Below are 20,750 nucleotides of genomic sequence, written 5' to 3'. Positions count from 1 at the left end.
GCGCTAATATAGCGCCTCGTTTTTATTAGAGAATAGAGTTCAAATGAGCCAAGAGTTTATGCGCCGCGCATTGGAAGTGTCCAAAAATGCGCTTCCTGAATGTCAACCCAACCCGCCGGTTGGCTGCGTGTTAGTGAAAGACAATCAAATCGTTTCTGAAGGTCATACTCAAGCGATTGGTGGCAATCACGCGGAAGTGGAAGCGCTGAATGCGTATCAAGGCTCGTTAGAATCGGTGACGGCATACGTTACGCTGGAACCGTGTTCGTTTGTTGGTCGCACGCCAGCTTGCGCGGTGACATTAGTCAAATCCGGCATAAGCAAAGTCGTCGTAGCCATATTGGACCCCGACCCGCGCAACAGTGGTCGAGGTATCGAGATTCTAAAACAAGCAGGTATAGAGGTAGAAACGGGTTTGTGCGGCGAGGAAGTCAGCGAGTTTCTTACCCCTTACCTAGGCAAAGCCTAAGTCAAGCTTTACGTTGCACTATGGTGCCAGTTTATGTGGTGAATGAAGTGCGTCAAAATTGAGTTAAAACTCATTAAAACAAGCGATACCGCCCATTTATTGCACTTGGCTACGTGAAGGATCATGCTGTTAGATTAAAATAGAGAAAGTGACTTTTGAAAAATTTAATAGCATGAAACCGACCGACCTTAATCTTATTCCCATTTTCACTGCCATCTATGAAGAGCGTAACTTGTCTCGGGCGGCGGCGCGTTTAAACATCACCCAGCCTGCGGTGAGTAAAGCGCTAGCAAGGCTACGTGATATCTACGATGATCCATTGTTTCATCGTTGCGTTAAAGGTGTCGAGCCTACCTCGTTTGCGATGGATATTTATCCTGCTCTTCTAGCTTCAGTACAAAATTTCACTTCGACATTATCGGCCTCTAGTGAGTTTGACCCTAAAGTGTCGAATAGAGTGTTTTCTATTGCCTGTGTGTCCGTTGCAAGCTTTGAGTTGCTACCTCAAGTCATGAAACAAATCCGTGTGTCGGCGCCAAATGTTGCATTAGAAGTACATCCGCTTTTTACGGAAGATTTTGAAAGTGATCTGCGGTTACAACGATACGATTTGATCATTGATATCACACCAAGAGCAAGAACGGTGTTAAAACTGGAAACTGTACTTACGGAGCGTTTGGTGGTGGTATGTAGCGAAGCGCATCCACGCCTGAATGACGAGATTACGGCTGAACAATTTTTTGAAGAAGAACACGTAGTGGTTTCGCAGTGGCAGAGTCGTAAGAGCTTGTTAAACGCCGATGACATTGTCGACTTGGATAAGAGAAAGATTAAGTATCGAGCCTCAGGCGTACTAGAAATGCTCCCAATTATTTGTGGTAGTGAATACATTGGTTTAATGCCAGAGTCGATGATCAACTTGTTCAATAACACCTATCATGTTAAATCTTTATCAATGCCATTTGATGAACAAATGTATGAGCTTTGTACAATCTGGCATCCTAGTCGCACAAACGACAGCGCCCATCAGTGGTTACGTTCACAGATTAAGCAAGCAGGAAAAGTCATCAACCAATAGGAAGTGCAATGAAAAAGACAATACGTGCCATCCTTAACGGAAAAAAAGCTGGGAATCCAGAGTTAAGAGATGCAATCATGAAAATGAGAGAAAAAGGCATCGACGTACAGGTGCGTGTGACGTGGGAATCTCAAGACATGCCGCGGCTAGTTAAAGAAGCGGTTGATGAAGGCATTGAACGTATTGTTGTCGCTGGTGGCGATGGGACCGTCAATGAGGCGGCTTCTGCGATTATTCAAATTGACAAAGAAAAACGCCCTGAGTTAGCCATTATTCCCCTTGGTACCGCCAATGACTTTGCTACCGCTATTCAAGTACCTAATTCCATTAAGGCGTCTTTATCTCTTGCTGTTGAGGGGCAGTCCGCTTTGGTCGATTGCGTCAAAGCGAACGATCGCTGCTTTATTAACGTGGCAACAGCAGGGTTTGGTGCAGAAGTTACAGCAGAAACGCCTGTTGAACTCAAAAACTTTCTTGGCGGCGGAGCTTACACGTTAACTGGTGTTATAAAAGCACTTGGCTTTAAACCATATGGCGGAACAATAAAGATTGAAGGTGGCGCGTATCAGGGAGAAATGTTGCTCGGTGCGTTTTGTAATGGGCGCCTTGCTGGAGGTGGGCAAGAGTTAGCTCCAAAAGCGATGATTAATGATGGGATGATGGATCTAACATTGGTGCGCCCATTTTTACCTCATGAGCTGCCTAAAGTAATCGACGAGATCAATAACCCGAGTGAGAAAGGAGAGTTTGTGAAGTACACTAAAGCAAGCTGGTTGGAGATAGATTTTCCGAATCCATTGCCTCTTAATTTAGATGGAGAACCTTATCATTCGAGAACCATTAGATTTGATGTTCAGCCTAAGAGTATACGATTAGTCGTACCGCAAGATTGCCCTTGCTTGACTAGCTAAACGAGCGTTTTCCATGATTATTGCGTAACACAGCCACTAAAATGTGGCTGTGTTATTTGTGTTGAGGTATTAGTCAACTTCTTAACGTTTTTGAATGGTCTCAACGTCTATTTGCGTAGTTGTCCAATCTGAATCAACCTCTCCTCGAATCATTACGGTATCTTTTGGTGTCACTTCTTGACCCATCCAATCTTCGTTGTCGATCTCTACTTCGATCTCACCAGTGTTGTCTTTGAACAAGTAAGTCTCGTTACCAAATGATTGAACAATATGCCCGGTTAGCACTACAGCGCTGTCGTCGGTTGCGTTGCGCGCCTCTTTCACCGTATTGATTGCACTGACTTCTGGACCATTAAACGCGGCGAAAACCGAGCTTGAAAGTAGGGCAAGCATGGATGTTAACAATACTCTTTTCATTATCATCTCCTTATATTAGAAGTAATAAGTTGTGCCTACGTTAAAGGATGCAGTGTTCGCGTATCGGTCTAGTTGATATTTTGCGTTTACACCTATGGTGAGCTGCGGGAAAATTCTGTATTCCGCACCCACTGAGAACATTGCGCCTAGCTCGTTGTTTTTCTCCGCGCTATGGAAAAGCGTGTTGGTCATTTCCACATCGTCGTTCGTGACAAGTTCGTATTCTTGATGTTTAGAAACCTTGGCGTTGTATTCCGTGTACGTTAGACCCGCTTTGAATTTTGTTGTCCATTTATCATTTAATGCATAGTTAAACACAGGAGCCAACGACACTTGCTTGGCTTTGATTGACGCATCCCAATCCATTTCATGATGGTAATCTTTGCCATCGATTGACTTGATACCTAGGTTTTTTGAACGACTATCATCAAGGTCAAACTGGCTGTAACCCAGTTCCAATGCCCAGTTGTCATTAAATGCGTAACCGACAAAGCCTGAGAAAATACCGTCTTCAAGCTCAGGGTTGAGTGTTACGTTGTCAGTTGAAAAGTGAGGTTCCAAATCATGGTCAGTGGTGCCTAGTCCATATTCCAGACCTACATAAGGAGCCGCAGATACCGAAACTGAGCAGGTAACAAGTAACGCAAGAAGTGTTTTGTTCATTTTATTTTGCCTCTTCAAATCAACTTAGTGAGTAGAAGCGCATTTTGTGTGAAGAAGCGTGAAGCGATCGTGAAGAAACGAAAAAATGTTTAGAAAAAAGAGCAAGGGGCGATAACCGAGGGGCGGTTTGAGTGAACAAACACCAAGCTCTTTATATAGAGTAAGTTAAGTTGCTGCGACGTAACACACCGCAAACGGGACATTAAGGCGAGTAAACTCTTTGATCCAACGCCATTGGTTATCCTGGAGTTTATCGCCTGGCCCTTTTACTTCAATCCATTCGAACTCGTTTCCTTTAAAAGCAATCAGATCAGGCATCCCATTGCGGTAAAGCTTTAGGTCACTCAATTGTATTTTAAATAGCGCCATCAACATGTTAGTTGGGATTGTATCGAGTGCCATTTCGAGTAGCTCTTTACTTATTAAGCTCCAATGCACAAATGGATTGCTGATACCAAACTTCTCATCGTATCTAGTTAACAACGTATAAGTATTGCCCGTTTCCAACATATCAAACGTCGCATCTATCAAAGCTTGGCGTTTGGTAACAAAATCAGAATGGTACAAATCCAGAGGACGATGTTGATAGGCATTGATGAATGCGCCTTCGATGGGAGCGAAAATCGCATCCCAAAAAGTGAGACCAAGTAATGCATTAAGCAGTGCATTTTCGGCGTAAAATACAGTCCAGCCTAAGGACTCAAAATACGCTTTGCTGGCGAGTTCGACTCTCTGTTGAGATAAATCCAGTTCAAGGCGGTATTCCGTACAGGTTGGCTTCGTCACTCTTGGCACTTTCTCGCCTTGTTTTCGTTTTAACCGTTGCTCAAGTTTTTGTGCAACTTCGAGCTCAGACACATCGATCGGTGAGTTAAGCATATCTGTGACAATGTCACCAAATAAATCATCATGGTTTAATTTGTCATAGATACGTGCGCGTCGTTCTCGGCTCGGTGTGAGTTGAGTTTGGCCAAATAGAGATAGGGCGGTCTCTAGATCATTAAGCCGTTCGTAATCACGTGCTATGTCATTCAACATGTGCTCGCGTTTACGATCTACGTAACGGTGTTTAACGGGCTGAGGCATTGCCTCAATTAATAAGTCGAGATTGGCTTTGTCTTTTCGGTCAAATTGCCAGTACAGGTTGGCCAACTGGCTCAGTTCAATTAAACGGTCTATTTGCTCACGTGAATCAAAGAAACGGCGCACTTTACTCAATTGATATTGCTCGAACTGATGCAAACCTAAGTCATCAAGCACAAACTGACTTAAGTCTTGATGGGTGTTGGCAAAAAACAGAGTGAGCAACACGTCGATCATATGAGCTGAATTGAGTTTGACGATCGTAAACTCAAGCTTCTCTATACGATCAAATTCCGTATTACTCAAACGTTCGACAAGGGCGTCTTTCTTGAGTGATTTCGGCAGTTCGGGATAAAGCGCAGAGATTTCTGGTTTGGTCAGTAAATTGGCCGCTAACTCTTGATGAGAAAGGGGTGGGGAAAGGGCTACAAACTCATGTTGACTCAATTCCGCCAGCGCTTCATTGATAGAAGGTATTTCTTGATAACTCAGCTTATCACTTCGAAACCAACATCCCTTTCGGCTGTATAAACGTACCAAAAGGCACTGGGCGTGTTTGCTCAAAGAATCAAACGAGCAAAGCCATGCGTGTTCTTCCTTGGTCAGTAAATCGCTGTACCAAGTTACTGCGTGATGAGTCAGCTTAAAGAAGTTCTCTAGATAGTAGTCTGGTGCAAGTTCGATAGGGCTTTCCATAAACGACCGATAACAAAAAAAGGCTTAACCCATAGGTTAAGCCTTTTTGCTATCAAATCAATTCGCAATTATGCGTTTTTTAGCTGTGCTACTTTCGCTTCAGACAATGGCTTAGTGATGAACGCAAGTACGATACATACTGCCATCATTGCTGAAGAAATTGTGTAAGCCAAGGTGTAGCCGTCGCCATTTGTCATCGAGAAACCAACAACCGCTGCGCCGATTGCACCACCAATACCCCATGCTGTGTAAAGCACGCCGTAGTTAGTGCCGTAGTTTTTCAGACCGTAGAACTCAGCCGTTAGAGTAGGGAATACCGCTAGAAGTGTACCGTAACCTACCGCTGCGATTGCTGTACCGATGATCAGTGTAAACTCAGAGTCGAACGTCGCGAACAGTACCATGTTTACGCCTTGTAGAACGAACGCAAGTAGAAGCGTACGAACACCGCCGATTTTATCTGCAAGCATACCCGCGGCAACACGACCGCCAGAGTTGAATACAGCAAGAATAGACGCTAGGTAAACCGCGTTTGGCAAGTTTGCTTGAACGCTTGCGATTGTCGTGATGTTACCAATGATCATTAGACCAACAGAAGCTGCAAACGCGTACATGATCCATAGAGAGTAGAACTGTGGCGTTTTCAACATTGCTTTCCAAGTTAAGTCATCTGACTTTTTCACCGCTTTAGGTGCTTGGCCTTCTTTTACTTTAGGCTCCGCAGGTGTGTAGTCTGCTGGTGGGTTGTTGATGGTTGCTGCAAGAGGAACCGCAATCGTTAGGATACCAACACCAAGAACCATAAAGCTAGTTTGAATGCCCATGCTGTCTATTAGCGCAGAAGTTACTGGCGCGAGGTAAATAGCCGCTAGACCAAAACCTGCCGCAATAATGCCGTTAACCATACCTTTCTTCGAAGCGTGGAACCACTTCATCGCAGAAGGTGATAGGCATGCGTAACCAAAACCGATACCTGCACCTGTGATCACACCGAAGGTAATGTTCAGCATGAGTGGAGTGTCAACAAAGCCAGACGCGATCATGCCCAGACCTGTAAGAACAGTACCTAGGATAAGGATCATTCGAGGGCCCATGCGGTCTTGAAGAATACCTGCAATAAGAAGACAGATAGAGAAAGTGATGGTTGCAGTTGCGTAAGGTGCAGAAGCTTCTGCAGCACTCCAGCCTGATTCAGTTACCAGTGCCTTGTTGAATACACTCCAAGCATACAGGATGCCAAGACAAAGGTTGATACAGAACCCTGCTAACAGGATGCGCATAGCTTTATCAATCTTGCTCATTTTTATTCTCAGTTTTTCCTCTTATTGGCAATGCCGCAAAGAAGGTTGGTTTAAAGATGTTTTTTCTCAAAATTAGTTTGCGTTTTTCAACGTTTAACGCAATGAGCGCGGATTATAACCAATAAATATGTGATTGGAATCTCTTTTTACGGTTACTGATAAAATAATTTGCAACATTAAAAGTGGATGTGAATTCATGGTTTTGTATGTAGTAAGAACGTTGTAAAAAAGTGATATTTTTTGTTCGCTAATAACGAATGATGAGTCAAGACAGAGAGGTTTTACGCTGTTGAGTGCACAGTTCACATTTCAAATAAAAAATTTCAAAATGTTTCCATGTTAACCGTCTGTAACAAAAATGGCGAATTTATCATCTAACTGTCGTAAGTATCAGATGCAAAGGGTTTCTTAATTTTTAATTGTTAACCTTTTGTAATAATTGAAGCTGATTAGCTTTTATGTTCATTAAGTGAGCAAAAAAGTAACTTGTAATTGCTGATTTTAGGCGCAGAATATAGTGAAAAATGAGTTTTCATTTATGAAGGGATGCTTTTTAGATTTGTTGTGAGGTGACTTATGAAACTGTTCCTATTACTCATGGCTTCGGTATCCGCTGGTATCGCATCAGCAGACCACATCCATTCATTTATGTTGGGCTTATCTATTGCTTCTTTAGCGGTAGGTAGCTGTTATTTCTTCGCATTTCGCAGCTCGCGCTTTCCACAGCTTGCTTTATTCCTACTCATTTGCGGTATGCTTTCTAAGTTGACGATAACCGTAGTCGGTGTGATGTGGGGAATGTCCGCGGAATTAATCACGTCTCCAATCGTATTCGCACTTTCATATTTATTCTTTTCGCTTGCCGTTACCTACTTATGGTTTAGCTACAGAGAGAGCATCACTAAGATTCCTGACCGATTTAAGTCAGCGTAAATCAACACATTAGAATAAAAAAACGCCAGCACATTTGCTGGCGTTTTTAATTAAACGTAATTTTGTTCGGATATTGCTTTTAGTTTGATCGTGGCAATACCGTTAGGCACTCATTGGAACAAGCACCATAGTACCAATAATCACCGTGATAAGGCCTGCTAGAACTGGAACGGATGTGCGTTTTACAACCTCAAACGGGCTGATGTTTGCCATACCTGATGTCGCAACGATTACGCCAGATACTGGTGAGATAGTGCGGCCTAGGTTTGATGCTTGAAGCATCGGGATAATTAGGAAAGCAGGGTTTAATCCCATTTTCGCAGCCAAAGATGGTGCTAACTCCACGAACGCATAAAAAGGCGCGTTACCCGAACCCGTTGCAATTGCTGCTGCAACTGTCAATGCAGTTAGAATAAGCATTAAAGCAACGCCGCCTGCACCAGCATTATCTGCTAGATGAAGTAGGTTATCGATAGCTCCGATAGACATCAGACCTTGTGCAAAAACCCCTGCGGCAACCAAAAGCATCACAACGCCTTTGAACGCGTCAGCCATGCCTGCGTAACAAGAATCTAAATCTTCTAGTGATTTCTTACCATCGAACTTATTTACAACATAATGGATCAGAGCTCCAAGGAAAATCGAACCAACCACAATAGTGTAGATGTCTAGACTAAGTCCTGGAATGGTACGACCGTTGAATAGGAAAACGCCGATGATAGGTAGAAAAGGAAGAGCTGCATAAAACGCTGGTGCGTCAGCTTTGATCTCTGATACATCAATTTTTTCCATTGGTGTATTTTCTTTCTTATCTAAGTATTTGTTCCAGAAGAACGCTGCCGCTGCCATGACGATGATTGCGCAAATAGAAACAGGCAACACAGTTTGTACCGCAAACACATCAAGCTCTAAACCAGACTTTTCTGCTGCGATAACAACATCACCAGAAGTAGGAGAAAGGATGATTGCCGCTGGAGAGGCACACACTGCAACGGCTGCTGGACGAGAAATGCCCATCGCGACCATCATTGGGAATAATGTCGCCATTAATAGTACGCCAAGGCCTGTTGCAGAACTTACCGCAAGAGACATTAAACACGCCACAATGTAAGCCGCTACCAAAAGGACGTAAGGAGACTTGATGACAGAAAGCGGTTTAGAGAACTGTTTCACTACCACGTTGTTCGCGCCGATATGAGTCATGTATGACGCAAAACCACAAAGCAGCATGATTTGCATACCAAGACCGCCACCGCGGTATTGAAGCATGTATTTCACGTATTCAAGCGCATCTGTCACCATGTTACCAGTTGAGGTGATTTTTGACGGCAGCACGTCGTGCCCCAAAACGCCAGTCATAAGAAGTAAAGCAATACCAGCGGTCAGTAACACGCCCGCAGCTTTATAGCCTTTGACAATAAAGTAACCCACCGCAATGGTAACCACTAAGCCAATTAAGAGCTCTAACATAGGGATCTCCGAATGTTATGTGAAAAAGAAAGAAACTGTTTCAGTTTATGACAAGGAATTTACAGAATTCTTAGCTGTGGCACGAGACAAATATGGGGCTTGCATGATCTGAGACAAATAATAATTTAATAAATAATTTCGTTAGATTGTATTGTTGGAATTTGGTTTTCTAAGTGTTATGTGCTGGTTTGAAGCTATTTATAGGAAGGAAAATATGACTAGGAAAGTGAATGAATAAAGAGTGAATTGATTCACAATAGGAAAAAGACTTTACTCAGTAAGCAATTATTGGAAAACACTCTTCACAACAAAAAAGCTTCGCCGAAGCGAAGCTAAGTAATCGTAAGAATGAGGATAAACTATGCGTATCGACGAACCATAAGGTTCCAACTACGCTGCTGCCGTTCGAACTCTGCTTTAATTTGCTGGTACTTCATTTTCGTTACAGAACATTCGTATTTTTTTACCACACTGGCAGTTTTGGCACCGAGTACTTCTTTGCGCATCTCGTAGTATTCCTGCATGTGATGAACTAAAGTATCAAACTCGTGCTGTAGCTGATCGAGGATTGTTTGCGTGTTCGGTTTCGATTCTAGCTTTTCTCTTGCTTTCTTCAAAAGTTGACTCGCACGGGCTTTTTCAATTCTAAATGTAGGCGTTGTGCGCAACTTAGATGTGAGTCCTAGCCAAGAACATGACTTTATCAACCACTTCGTTGGGTCGTAATGCCACCAATACACGCCATTGCGATAGTCATTCTCGAAAATATGATGGAAATTATGGTAACCCTCTCCAAATGTGAAAAAGGCGAGTACACCATTATCGCGAGCAGTGTTTTTGTCTGTGAAAGTTTGCTTACCCCAAATATGTGCGAGGGAGTTAATGAAAAAAGTTGTATGGTGACTCATAAAGAGTCGAGCTGCACCAACGACCAATAACATCCCCCAGATATCACCGTAGATCAGTCCTAGTATGACTGGGAAACCAATATTAGTCAGTAGGGCAAGTGGAACATAATACTTATGCTGCCACATGACGATTTTGTCGCGCTTTAGGTCACGGCAGTTTGTATATTCGTTTTCCTTTGATTTATTGTAATCACGTAACATCCACCCAATGTGAGAATACCAAAAACCCCGCTTGGCTGAGTACGGATCTTTATCGTTATTGTCGACATGTTTGTGATGCACACGATGATCAGCAGACCAATGTAATGCACTATTTTGCAAAGAAAATGCTCCTCCAATCGCAAAAATGGCGCGCAAAATAGGATGAGCTTCGTATGTTTTGTGGCTCCAGAGACGATGATAGCCTGCTGTAATAGAAAGGTTAGTAAAACTAAATGCAATCACTCCCCAAATTAGATGTTCCCAACCCAGTCCAAAATGATATGCATACCAAGGCATTACAATAAAAGTCAGAACAAAACTGGCAGAAAATATTAATGTATTCAACCAGATAACAGGTGGTTTGTTTTGAGTCACAGGTGTATCCCTAACTTTGAGCTAACAACTGTTCGCCAGAATATCAGCGTACACATGTAAGTCAAATTAAAGTTAGACAAATGTGACTATTCCTTTGGATGTAGATTAAGGAACTTGATGGGATATTTTGCTTTTAATTGAATAATGAGTAGTATTAAAAAATGAGCTCTGGCTTAAGGTGTATAAAATCTGCCAAGAAACAAGTGTTATAAAGGTGGAATATACCGAGACTCTATAAAGAAGCAAAAATGTAAGAAAATAGGAATACGTAATGGATTTACGATTAGCGGAATATAAGGACTACGAGCGCATTGCACATCTTCATGCGGATAGCTGGAAGCGTCATTACCGTGGCATTCTTAGTGATAACTATCTTGAGAAAGAAGCGATTGACGACAAACTACTGATTTGGCAAACCCGTTTGACCAACCCACCATTCAATCAGCACATTGTCTTGGCGGAGGAGGGAGGTTTGCTACTTGGCTTTGTTTGTGTGTTCGGCAACCATGATTTCGAGCGTGGAACCTTTATTGACGCATTGCATGTTGATGACAGTTACCGTGGTCGTGGGATTGGTAAGCAGCTATTACTTGCTGTCGCAGAATGGCAACAGCAGTACTTTAAAGACACAGGTCTTTATTTAGAAGTTGTGTCGCAAAACATTTCTGCGATTGAATTCTATCGCCACATTGGTGGACAAGAGGATCAAGAGCGAACTTGGCGCGCACCTGATGGCAAAGAGGTGTTAGAAAAAGTATTCCGTTGGAAGAACGCCCAGTCATTAGTTAGTGGGATTGAGGAAAACGTGATTTACTCCTAACCTAGCGTTCTAAAACATTAGATAAGAGCAGTCTCAACACTGCTCTTTTTTGTTTATGCACCCTAACGTTATGTTTTATTAAAAGCTTTCTAGAAGTTAACCCCCATGGCTTTTAGTTCGAGCTCACATTGCTGAGCATTTTCAAACTGAATAGCAGCCATGCCAACTGCTCGGGCACCTTCAACATTGTAAGGCATGTCATCAATAAATACTGTCTCTTCGGGGTTAAGCTGATAATTTGAAAGTAGAGTTTGGTAGATCTCCGCTTGTGGTTTTAGTAATTGAACTTCAGAAGAGATGATTGCTCCCTCAAACAGTGGCCAAAACTCATAGGTAGTACGAAGATGTTCCACAATTTCGTTGATGTTGTCTGTGAGCGCATATACGCCATATCCGGCTCTTTTTACTCGTTTTAACAGCTCTATACTGCCGTAAAGTAATATTTGAGTGTGTTTTACATAATAAAAGAAGCGGTCCATTTCTTCCGTCGTTACTTGGTGTTCACGTTGATAACGCTGTTTTGCTTCCCTTTCGGAGATAGTCCCTTTATTTAAATCTTTCCAGATTTGTGATGAAAATAGCATCTGAGCCATTTTCTCTGATTCTACGGAACCACCAAATGTTAAGCGAACGATTTCTACTGGAGACCAGCGTACCAACACATTACCTACATCAAAAATGACATTTTTTATCTGGACAGAATTCATAACACACCCCAAGCCAATTGTTCTTCACCACGCTATATGCGGTGAGTGCTGTTTTTGAATCGTTGGAAAGTCGTGCCAAAGGCGCGACTTAAGTTTCTTACACAAAATGAGATTAACATCCAATTGAATACAGAGCGATTATCGCAAAATTGCACTAAACTATATGCAACTTTGTTTATTTGGTTGTAAATCAAGTGTAGCTGTCTTAAAAGATTGAAACTAAAGATAAGTATTGCGAGCTGTTTACGTCATTTCGCGCTGCTTATAAATGATGATTAATATATAATTAGTTAATAATAAAACGATAAAAGTGAATCAAAATCACACTATTGTGCGTCAGGCGGAGTAAGCAAAACAGATTATATGGACTCGATACGTAAGGTTTATCAATATGCAGAACCAAACCTAACTCTCGTTGGCTGGATGGGGTTTCTTGGCTTTCCGCTGTACTACTTTGTCTGGGAGTTTGCCTTTCCACAGGCTTATGAAAATTTATCTCTTAGATTGTTTTGCTCGTTATTGTTTTTCGGCATCATTTTTAGAAACCGCTTATCATCGACTTGGAGAGATTATGTTCCTATTTACTACCAAGTGACGATAACGCTGTGCTTACCGTTTTTCTTTTTTTATATGTTACTGATGAATGACTGGTCCAATGTATGGGTTATGTCGTTTATGTCTGCAATTTTCTTACACATTTTACTGGTTCATGTTACTAGGGTCATGTTTGCTCAAACCTTTGCTGGGATAGGTTTAGCAACATTCTTCGCTTGGGTTGCAAAAGGGTTCCATCTTGACTTGACCATGGATTGGACTCATGTGCCAATCTTTCTGTTTATTTATGTCTTCGGTAATTTGTTCTATTTTCGTAACCAAGTTGAACATGAAGCGAAAGTCTCGCTGGCAAAATCATTCGGGGCAGGGATCGCACATGAAATGCGTAACCCGTTGAGTGGGCTTTGCACTTCAATAGATGTTATCCAGTCGATCTTGCCCAACATGAAAGAGGCAGGAAAAGAGCAGTACGTCATGAGTGTAGAGGATGTCACCTTATTACGTGAAGTGAGTCAGGATGCAATGAACATTATCCAATCGGGTAATGAAACCATCGATTTATTGCTAACTTCGATTGATGAAAATCGAGTTTCTCGTTCTAGCTTCAAAAAATATTCAGTTCACTCGGTCGTTGAACAGGCAATTGAAAGCTTCAGTTATAAACGTTCCACTGATCGATTTGCCATATCGCTGGATGCGAGAAGTGAGTTTGAGTTTCTAGGTAGTGATACGTTACTTAAATACGTTATGTATAACCTCTTCAAGAATGCCTTCCATCACCGTAAATCTGAAGATTTTCACATACATGTATCCATGATAAGTTCAGAACGCTTTAATCAAATTGTTGTAACCGATAATGGTGCTGGCATTGCTCCTGATGTTCTACGCAATATCTTTCAAGACTTTTACACCACTGGCAAATCAGGAAGTTATGGTTTGGGTCTACCGTTTTGTAAAAAAGTCATGCGTTCATTTGGGGGGAACATTGAGTGTCAATCTCAGTTAGGGGAGTGGTCTCAATTTACATTAACTTTCCCACTAACGACATCTGATACCGTTACTGAAATCAAAAACGATCTGACTAAACTCAAAACCATTCTAACGGTGACTAGCCAAGATATCTTGGTGTCTAAAGTAACAGATATTAGCCGTTTTATGGGCTTTGACTCGACGATTTTAGATGCCAACCAAGTACTCAAAAAGAAAGAGTACGAGTTCGAATTCGATCTGATTTTTATCGATCTTGAGAGCTTAGATCCAAGAGCAAACCAATTGGATAGATTAGAATCTCTCTTGTCTTTCACTGAAGCACGCATCGTTTATCTTTTTGAGCATCATCCGACTCAGAGAGCACGCAAGGCTGCATATGAACCTATTTGGATCGAAACGCAAGCCTGGTTATTGAATACTAAACTAACTATTGAGCGTCTCTTATATGATTCAAGCTATGTATCGACACCAACGGCCTCGGTGACGTTAGATAATTCAAATAAGCGCACAATTATGGTCGTGGATGATAATGAATCTTTGCGTAAATTCACGGCAATGTTACTTGAAAAGCAAGGCTTTGAAGTGATTCAGAAAGAAGATGGGCAGCAGGCTCTGGATACACTAGAGCAAGAAGATGTTGATCTCATTCTGATGGATATCGAAATGCCAATTATGGATGGTGTAGAAGCGTCTAGGCGAATTCGAAGCTCGGATAAAAACTATGCGTCGGTACCTATTATTGCACATACAGGGGATAGTTCACCTGTCACGTTGGACAAAATTGGGTCTTCGGGTATGTCTGACTTCATCGTAAAACCGGCGGATAAAAATCGCTTGTTCGATAAAATCGCAAACTGGATCTAATCATTCGCGACTTGTTTTCTTGAGGCGAGTTGCTCACAACGAATAACACGAATAAAGAGCTCAGCAAAACTGTTGAGCTCTTTAGTTTTATCTACACACTAACTTATACAAACTCTAAGTCAGGGTGTGCAAATGCTTGTTGGCAGACAGTGAGTACATGATCAACTTCAGCAGCTGTCATGTCGGCATTGACTGAAAAACGGATGATGTTTTTGTTCCTTCCAGTTGCAGGGCGGCAAAACACTGCGCCGTAAACATTTCGCTCTTCGAGAAAATCGCGGACTCGCTCAGTGTTTCTCTCGTTGCCGCATTCTAATGAGATAATTTGTGATTCACTGCGAATAGTAAATCCAATGCGTTTTAAACCAACGGCTAAAGACTTGGCTCTTTCAAACAGAATATCTCGCTTATCATCTGATTTTCTTATGACGTCCAGTGTTTTCTCTAGCCGAATGATCTCTTGCGGTAATACGGTAGAACTAAATATTGCAGGGTACGCCACAAACGGAAGCGTCTTCGCCAGTTTTTCTGGGCCTAAAATCGCGCCAGCACGATAAGCAAATGTCTTGGCAAGACTAACGGTAATAAAATCTACCTTATGAGTTAAGCCAAGACCCTGCAGTATCCCCGCACCTTGTGGACCGTGTGTACCTAAAGAGTGTGATTCATCTACAACCAGGCCGCAGTCAAACTCCTGTGCTATTTCGTAGATATCACGTAGAGGAGCGATGGTCCCGATAGTGCTGTAAACCGAATCCACAACAATGATCCCTGAACCGTGACGTGAAATCTGCTTTCTTAGGTGACTGGTGTTGTTATGCATGAACGGATGAATTTGTGCTCCGGCAATACGTGCGCCTTCCCACAAAGACATATGTGCAAAGAAATCAATGTACACAGGTATGTTCGGTGCACAAATAGTCTGCAATAAACCGACATTCGCAGCCCAACCAGATTGAGAAAGTAGACAACTAGGCATACCAACGAAACTGGCTAGTTGCGTTTCAAATGCAGGTTTCGATTCATCATCTTGTAAGAAAATCGCGGACATCACGACGTTGTCATCGTGCTGGGAAATCGCATCACGATGCGCGTTTTGAATCTCCTTATTATGAGACAGTGCAAGGTAATCATTGCTTTGCAGGACAACGGCATTACACGGTGGGCGTTTACCAAGAACAAGGTGTTTTTTGTTCTCATTCGGTTCGATTAGATCTTGAATATAAAAATCTAGGCGTTCCTCGATAAAGGAGGGAAGTGGTTTGCTTTGTATAGTTTCACTCATAATAAATCTCTTCTTCATATGGAAAAACGCCAGCGCTGACACTTATTCATATTGCGGATTTTGGGGAGAGTGTCACTAACCAGGTTGCATAAGTTTGCAGACCCTTGCAAACTCGACATTTGAGGGTTGGATGGTGGCTGTAACTCTATAGGGGCCCGGGGTCTAAACTAGTTTGTGCTTAAAGTTTATACGGCGATTTTGCGGTGTTTTTTCGTGCTTCATATCTGGGATTTTGGATGAGGAATATAAAGTTTGAAAAGTGAAAAAAATGGGCGCATTAGATAACAAAAAAGGCGCGAAAATCGCGCCTTGAAACATGAGTAGATAAGAGACAAGCTTATCGCTTATTACGTAAATAGCGCTTACGACGCTCTTCTTTACGCTTCGCTTTCTCTTCTTCTTTACGGGCGGTTTCAATCTCGACTTCAATCAGCTCTTGAGTGATCATTTCTGGGCGTTCTAATGTAATTTGGCCCAAAGTGCCTTGACGAAGTTCGTGCAATAAGATCTCTGATACTTTGTGCAAGTCAACACGTCCACCTGCACGTAGTGCACCGCGGCGACGACCAATTTCTTCCATGATCTCGATATCTGATTCTGGAAGCTCTTCAATTTGATAACGCTCTTTAAGCTTGTCTGCATAATGAGCTGCTAGGTATTCAATGGTATAGAATGCGACTTCGTCATATTCCATCGCTGTATCTTTTACCGCGCCGGTAGCCGCAAGGCGGAAGCCACTGTGTGGATTTTCCACTTTTGGCCATAAAATTCCTGGAGTATCAGATAATACGATGCCATTTTGCAGGTTGATACGTTGTTGACGACGTGTAACCGCGGGTTGGTTACCTGTTACAGCGATTGTTCGACCTGCGAGGGTGTTAATGATCGTCGACTTTCCAACGTTTGGGATGCCCATGATCATGGTGCGAATGTTTTTACCAATTTCTTCTCGGTGTGGGGCAAGTTTGCGGCAAAGCTCCATGATTCGATGCACTTCTTGTGGTTCAGAAGTCGTGATCGCCATTGCTTTTACATGTTGCTCTTGCTCCAAGTGCTCAATCCACAGTTGAGTTAATTCTGGATCGGCCAAATCACGTTTGTTCAAAACTTTAACGACAGGTTTGTCACCACGGATTTGAGAAATCAAAGGGTTTTCACTACTGAAAGGAATACGAGCATCCAGTACTTCGATGATCACATCCACTTGAGGGATTGCTTCTTCGATCTCTTTACGTGCTTTGTGCATGTGGCCAGGAAACCATTGAATATTGTTGTTAACCATTTGAAAAATATACCTTTTGTTTTTATGGTTAAGCCGGTGGGGTATCAAGTGGGGTACCAAAAGAAAAAATCAGATAGTGGGGTACTAGAAGTACTTTACGTGTCACCTGAAGCCACGACAGCAATAATGTGATCATTTTAACACTTTAACGGTTAGGACGAAAATCTTAGTCGATTAAACTTTAACTAAAAAGGGCGCAGCTAGCCGGGTTATTGGGATATCTGATCAAATACCTTTATCTGAATAGATATCCCAGCAATGCCAGGTCAAGAAAGAGCGGTTTATGAGAAGAGTACAAGCTCTACCTCCAGCTTAGGAAAATGAAACCATCTCTATGAATCATATATATACATTACACGTATATGAGTTACAGTTACTGTTTTTAGTATTACAACCAACATTTATGTTATTTCAATTGCTCAAAGCGCGTATCAATGAGATTTTTAATGATTTCATTGATGTTACTGTCCTCTTGTTCGACCAGCCACATCAATCGTTTCTTCGTTCTTTCTGTCATAGATACGCTGTAGGGCCTCTTACCATTACTTTTCTCTCGAAACTTTTTTTGACTCCATGCGCGCTTCATTTTACCGATCAATAGTGATTTACGATCTGGTTTATCATGAAGCATATCGAAAACCGCAACAATAGCTGCTCTCTTGTCTTTTTCACTTGAGACTCTCCAGACTTTTGACTGAAGTCTGTAACCTGTATCTTTTATATAATTCCAAGACCAAGTGCTCTGAGCTTCTTGGTTTTCTTCAAGCCAGGCTGACATTCTAGTGTCTTCAAGAATGGACTCCCAAGTGCTTAGCAATGTTTCAATAACTTTACGTTGCTGTGATAGTTCTAGTTCTGAACTCCTAAAGCTATCAATGATATTGCTTTTCCTCGTAGTTAAGTTATTGCTCATTGTTTTGAAAGCGTCATGTGATAATCCATCAAAGTTTCTGCAAACATCAAGGTCGAGGCCAAAATCATGTAGTTGTTTTTTTTTGGAATTGTCTCTTCGAAGCAGATCTCGAAAATTCATTCTATCAAATGTTTTGCTTTGTTCTTTCAGGTAACACCATACCCAGTTACAGAAACGCTCATCTGAGTTATGGAGCCACAAAAAATCCTCATCAGATAGCTGACAGTTTTGAAAATCAGCACGCATCTTCCTGATGTGGCTACTGTTAATTTTTCCTTTTCTTTCTAGGCGAGATAGTTCCTTTCTAAGAGCATCCAAACACTCTTGGATGCTGTTGAAATCTTCTATCGGCAGGAAAGTACGCTCATTAAGGGCTTGACTGAGATAGTTGATATAGAAACTGCATTCACGGAAGGAATCAGCATTAAATGGTTCTTTAGGTGCGTGAAATGCCATTATTTATATGCCTCTATCGTTAAGTTCAGTGTCCAATGTACCACTTCAGCATATTACTGTGTAGTAAATGTAGTGATTTTAGGGTGAATTTTTGTGGTTTAAGCGTGATTTTTGTGCTGTTAATTCGTGAGTTATTCGTAAATTATTAATGGTGATTTTATGAATTATGATGGGGCAATATATTGATAATATTGGTCTGAATGGTGAGATAAGCTTGGTTAGATACACATAACTTCTGAGTGGATTACAGGATTTCCGTATTACATGCAGCATTGCCCTGCAACGTTTGTGACCAAGTAACGGAGGAGTAGAAGTGTCGGTATGACTATTATCTGAAAATAAGGGGGGCAACTATAGGAATTATACCTACCTTAAGTAGGTGGTAGAGCTAAGGTAAAAAATAAGATGAGTAGGGATATCTGTGGATGAATAACACAGGAACCAACTCATGAAAGAATCAACTTACCATGGACTAACTATTCAGGGTTCATTGGAGGAAAATAACCAGCTCTATCTCGACAGATTGCTCACGACAATGAACAACGCTCTAGAAGAGTACCCGAGAGTGTATGTTATTCGAGTAGACCTCAGGTTGCCAGTTGATGATAGCTTCTTCGATTGTCTTAGCCGTGATGAAATAGTCAGTTACAACCTCAGGCGAACAAATTTGATGAAGCGTTTTATAGAGTCCCTGAGCGCTCGAATTGATGCTCAGGCGCGAAAGAAGCGTCGAGAGGGAAAAAGAGCTCATTCATGTAATGTCAGATATGCCTGGGCAAGAGAACGAGATACATCATATAACGATCACTATCATGTAGTTTTGTTTCTCAATAAAGAACGATTTTGCAGGGCGGGTGACTATTCAGGAAAAGATAGTTTAGCCGCTTTAGTGATAAAATCCTGGGCGAGTGCACTTGGGTGTGAAGCCGAAGATTGTCATCGTTTGGTCTATTTCCCTAGAAATCATGGCTACTATTTGGACTCAAACCACAAAGATTTTTCTTATTGGTATAGTGAGCTGTTTTACAGAATTAGCTACCTGGCAAAAAGAAGGACCAAGAACTACGGTGAAGGAAATCGATGTTTTGGTAATAGCTATCGGTAATCTATCACTCACTTTTCGATTCCGACAAAAATAAAGGGGAGAGAATCCCCTTATCCTTTATTACGATGCCTTAAGTCCCATACGCGCCACTGACTCGCTTGAATATGCGCCTGAGCGTCACGTTTAAGCTGAGTCAATGTGAAGGTGTTTGAGAAGATGTCACCACTTAGACAGTAGCTACAGAACTGATGGCAGTTTTCATTTAACAGGGAATAGTCTGTCTGTATGCCAAGCATGGCTTCTGCAATTTGAGCGGTAAACTCATTGCCAATGGCTCTACCTTGCGCATTGCAACTCACGTAAATGGAAAGGGCTGTGGTATCTGCCAGGAATTTATGAATTGATACGGCCTCGATAAGACCTTTGCCATTACGGTGGATGATACGTCCATCTCCCACGTAGACACCTGAATGTTCAGCATATCCAAATGCGAGATCGCAATACACAATGCTACCTCTTACTGGGCTATTCGTTTTCCAGAATAAATTTTGGATTAAGCTTTTCGATAAGCTGCCAACTAGAAAGTTTCCTATCGCGTTATATGGGTTCATGTTATTTGCTCTCAAATGTAATAATGGCGAAACTCAAAATGCTCTGAGCCTAATGTTTATAAGGGATTGGCGGTCCCGCCCCCTCACGAAATGACTAGGCTTAAAGCTCAAGAGAAACAAAGTCTTTATCGACTTCATCTTGAGTGATACCGATATAGCGAAGCGTGACGCCCTCAGATGTGTGACGAAGCATTTTCATTACACGGCCTATATCTTTTGTGGATTGGTAAAGAAAGTAGCCTCGCGTCTTTCTCATCGAATGAGTACCTAAAGCGATATTTAGCTCTTGGCCTACTTGTTGAAATGCCATGGACACAGCACGTCGCGTGATTGGCTGCGGTGGTTTGTTTTTCAACTGTTGGCATCGGTGGGATTGAAACAAATAGATGTGGTCGGGATGTTGCTCCCTTAATCTAGCAATATGCTGCTGCGCTTTGGTATTGAGCTGAATGTTTGCCAGTTTGCCAGTTTTACTTTCACGAATAATAAGTCGGTCACCATGAATGTCTTCAAAGCGAATCGATAACAAATCAGAAATCCTCAGTGCCAGGTTTAATCCGATATTCCATACATCGGCCATTTGTGGATGACAACGAATACTCAGCAAATGACCAATCAGGCGTATGGTGTCATCGTTTTTGATTGCTTGGACCTCAGCCATAATCTGCTTCCTTTTTTGTCTGTAGTCAGGTGTTTGGGGAAGCACAGAGCTGACGA

At 42.0% G+C, this 20,750-nt stretch carries 19 protein-coding genes; 7 read left to right on the top strand and 12 right to left on the bottom strand.

Going from position 1 to position 20,750, the window contains the following annotated elements; all coding sequences use genetic code 11:
* Positions 1-43 precede the first annotated feature (43 nt).
* From R7P72_RS01435 to yegS, 3 genes are all read left to right on the top strand, one after another.
* On the top strand, positions 44-469 hold the full coding sequence (locus tag R7P72_RS01435) for a bifunctional diaminohydroxyphosphoribosylaminopyrimidine deaminase/5-amino-6-(5-phosphoribosylamino)uracil reductase RibD (protein WP_005376542.1): 426 nt from the start codon (positions 44-46) through the stop codon (positions 467-469).
* Positions 470-641: 172 nt separating this feature from the next.
* Positions 642-1,547 carry a LysR family transcriptional regulator gene (locus tag R7P72_RS01430; RefSeq protein ID WP_005376541.1) on the top strand — a complete coding sequence of 302 codons (906 nt, stop codon included), beginning with the start codon at positions 642-644 and terminating at the stop codon, positions 1,545-1,547.
* 8 nt (positions 1,548-1,555) lie between these two features.
* Positions 1,556-2,458, top strand: coding sequence for a lipid kinase YegS (gene yegS / locus R7P72_RS01425; protein WP_318110365.1), 903 nt, complete (start codon positions 1,556-1,558; stop codon positions 2,456-2,458).
* 81 nt (positions 2,459-2,539) lie between these two features.
* On the opposite strand, the gene R7P72_RS01420 is transcribed toward yegS, so the two are convergent.
* From R7P72_RS01420 to R7P72_RS01405, 4 genes are all read right to left on the bottom strand, one after another.
* Positions 2,540-2,875 (bottom strand): YgiW/YdeI family stress tolerance OB fold protein, encoded by a 336-nt coding sequence (locus tag R7P72_RS01420; RefSeq protein WP_005376539.1) that lies wholly within the window; start codon positions 2,873-2,875, stop codon positions 2,540-2,542.
* A gap of 15 nt (positions 2,876-2,890) precedes the next feature.
* Complete coding sequence (locus tag R7P72_RS01415; protein WP_005376538.1) at positions 2,891-3,538, bottom strand: AcfA family outer membrane beta-barrel protein; 648 nt, start codon at positions 3,536-3,538, stop codon at positions 2,891-2,893.
* 165 nt (positions 3,539-3,703) lie between these two features.
* On the bottom strand, positions 3,704-5,317 hold the full coding sequence (locus tag R7P72_RS01410; protein WP_005376537.1) for a VRR-NUC domain-containing protein: 1,614 nt from the start codon (positions 5,315-5,317) through the stop codon (positions 3,704-3,706).
* A 68-nt stretch (positions 5,318-5,385) separates the two neighbouring features.
* Complete coding sequence (locus R7P72_RS01405) at positions 5,386-6,618, bottom strand: OFA family MFS transporter (RefSeq protein ID WP_005376536.1); 1,233 nt, start codon at positions 6,616-6,618, stop codon at positions 5,386-5,388.
* Positions 6,619-7,194: 576 nt separating this feature from the next.
* On the opposite strand from R7P72_RS01405, the gene R7P72_RS01400 reads away from it, so the two are divergent.
* Positions 7,195-7,551 (top strand): hypothetical protein, encoded by a 357-nt coding sequence (locus R7P72_RS01400; RefSeq protein ID WP_005376535.1) that lies wholly within the window; start codon positions 7,195-7,197, stop codon positions 7,549-7,551.
* Between the two features lie 102 nt (positions 7,552-7,653).
* Here R7P72_RS01400 and dcuC read toward each other — a convergent pair whose 3' ends face one another.
* Complete coding sequence (gene dcuC, locus R7P72_RS01395) at positions 7,654-9,021, bottom strand: anaerobic C4-dicarboxylate transporter DcuC (RefSeq protein ID WP_005376528.1); 1,368 nt, start codon at positions 9,019-9,021, stop codon at positions 7,654-7,656.
* A gap of 359 nt (positions 9,022-9,380) precedes the next feature.
* A complete protein-coding gene (locus R7P72_RS01390; protein WP_318110364.1) occupies positions 9,381-10,505 on the bottom strand; it encodes an acyl-CoA desaturase in 1,125 nt (374 codons plus the stop codon).
* A 271-nt stretch (positions 10,506-10,776) separates the two neighbouring features.
* On the opposite strand from R7P72_RS01390, the gene R7P72_RS01385 reads away from it, so the two are divergent.
* Positions 10,777-11,325 (top strand): GNAT family N-acetyltransferase, encoded by a 549-nt coding sequence (locus R7P72_RS01385; protein ID WP_005376525.1) that lies wholly within the window; start codon positions 10,777-10,779, stop codon positions 11,323-11,325.
* Positions 11,326-11,414: 89 nt separating this feature from the next.
* Here the strand turns inward: R7P72_RS01385 and R7P72_RS01380 are convergent, their stop codons facing one another.
* Entirely contained in the window at positions 11,415-12,032 is a 618-nt protein-coding gene (locus R7P72_RS01380; RefSeq protein ID WP_005376524.1) for an HAD family hydrolase, read from the bottom strand.
* Between the two features lie 363 nt (positions 12,033-12,395).
* On the opposite strand from R7P72_RS01380, the gene R7P72_RS01375 reads away from it, so the two are divergent.
* Entirely contained in the window at positions 12,396-14,441 is a 2,046-nt protein-coding gene (locus tag R7P72_RS01375; protein ID WP_005376523.1) for a response regulator, read from the top strand.
* Between the two features lie 103 nt (positions 14,442-14,544).
* Here R7P72_RS01375 and cqsA read toward each other — a convergent pair whose 3' ends face one another.
* The 3 genes from cqsA to R7P72_RS01360 all read right to left on the bottom strand — a co-directional run bounded on the left by cqsA (position 14,545) and on the right by R7P72_RS01360 (position 18,377).
* Positions 14,545-15,726, bottom strand: a complete 1,182-nt coding sequence (cqsA, locus tag R7P72_RS01370; RefSeq protein WP_005376522.1) for an alpha-hydroxyketone-type quorum-sensing autoinducer synthase — start codon at positions 15,724-15,726, stop codon at positions 14,545-14,547.
* Between the two features lie 337 nt (positions 15,727-16,063).
* Positions 16,064-17,008 (bottom strand): ribosome biogenesis GTPase YlqF, encoded by a 945-nt coding sequence (gene ylqF / locus R7P72_RS01365; protein WP_054866316.1) that lies wholly within the window; start codon positions 17,006-17,008, stop codon positions 16,064-16,066.
* Positions 17,009-17,414: 406 nt separating this feature from the next.
* On the bottom strand, positions 17,415-18,377 hold the full coding sequence (locus R7P72_RS01360) for a hypothetical protein (protein WP_176311505.1): 963 nt from the start codon (positions 18,375-18,377) through the stop codon (positions 17,415-17,417).
* 448 nt (positions 18,378-18,825) lie between these two features.
* Between R7P72_RS01360 and R7P72_RS01355 the strand changes: the two genes are divergently transcribed.
* On the top strand, positions 18,826-19,482 hold the full coding sequence (locus R7P72_RS01355; protein ID WP_176311506.1) for an inovirus Gp2 family protein: 657 nt from the start codon (positions 18,826-18,828) through the stop codon (positions 19,480-19,482).
* 50 nt (positions 19,483-19,532) lie between these two features.
* Here the strand turns inward: R7P72_RS01355 and R7P72_RS01350 are convergent, their stop codons facing one another.
* Both R7P72_RS01350 and R7P72_RS01345 read right to left on the bottom strand, forming a co-directional pair.
* Complete coding sequence (locus tag R7P72_RS01350; RefSeq protein WP_213886103.1) at positions 19,533-20,033, bottom strand: lecithin retinol acyltransferase family protein; 501 nt, start codon at positions 20,031-20,033, stop codon at positions 19,533-19,535.
* Between the two features lie 100 nt (positions 20,034-20,133).
* Positions 20,134-20,694, bottom strand: coding sequence for a tyrosine-type recombinase/integrase (locus tag R7P72_RS01345; RefSeq protein WP_025503359.1), 561 nt, complete (start codon positions 20,692-20,694; stop codon positions 20,134-20,136).
* Positions 20,695-20,750: the final 56 nt, after the last annotated feature.

The organism is Vibrio sp. Vb0888 (assembly GCF_033338835.1).
Taxonomy (GTDB): domain Bacteria; phylum Pseudomonadota; class Gammaproteobacteria; order Enterobacterales; family Vibrionaceae; genus Vibrio; species Vibrio alginolyticus.
Note: the sequence above shows the minus strand (reverse complement) of the source record. Positions and strands in the feature narration are given on the sequence as shown.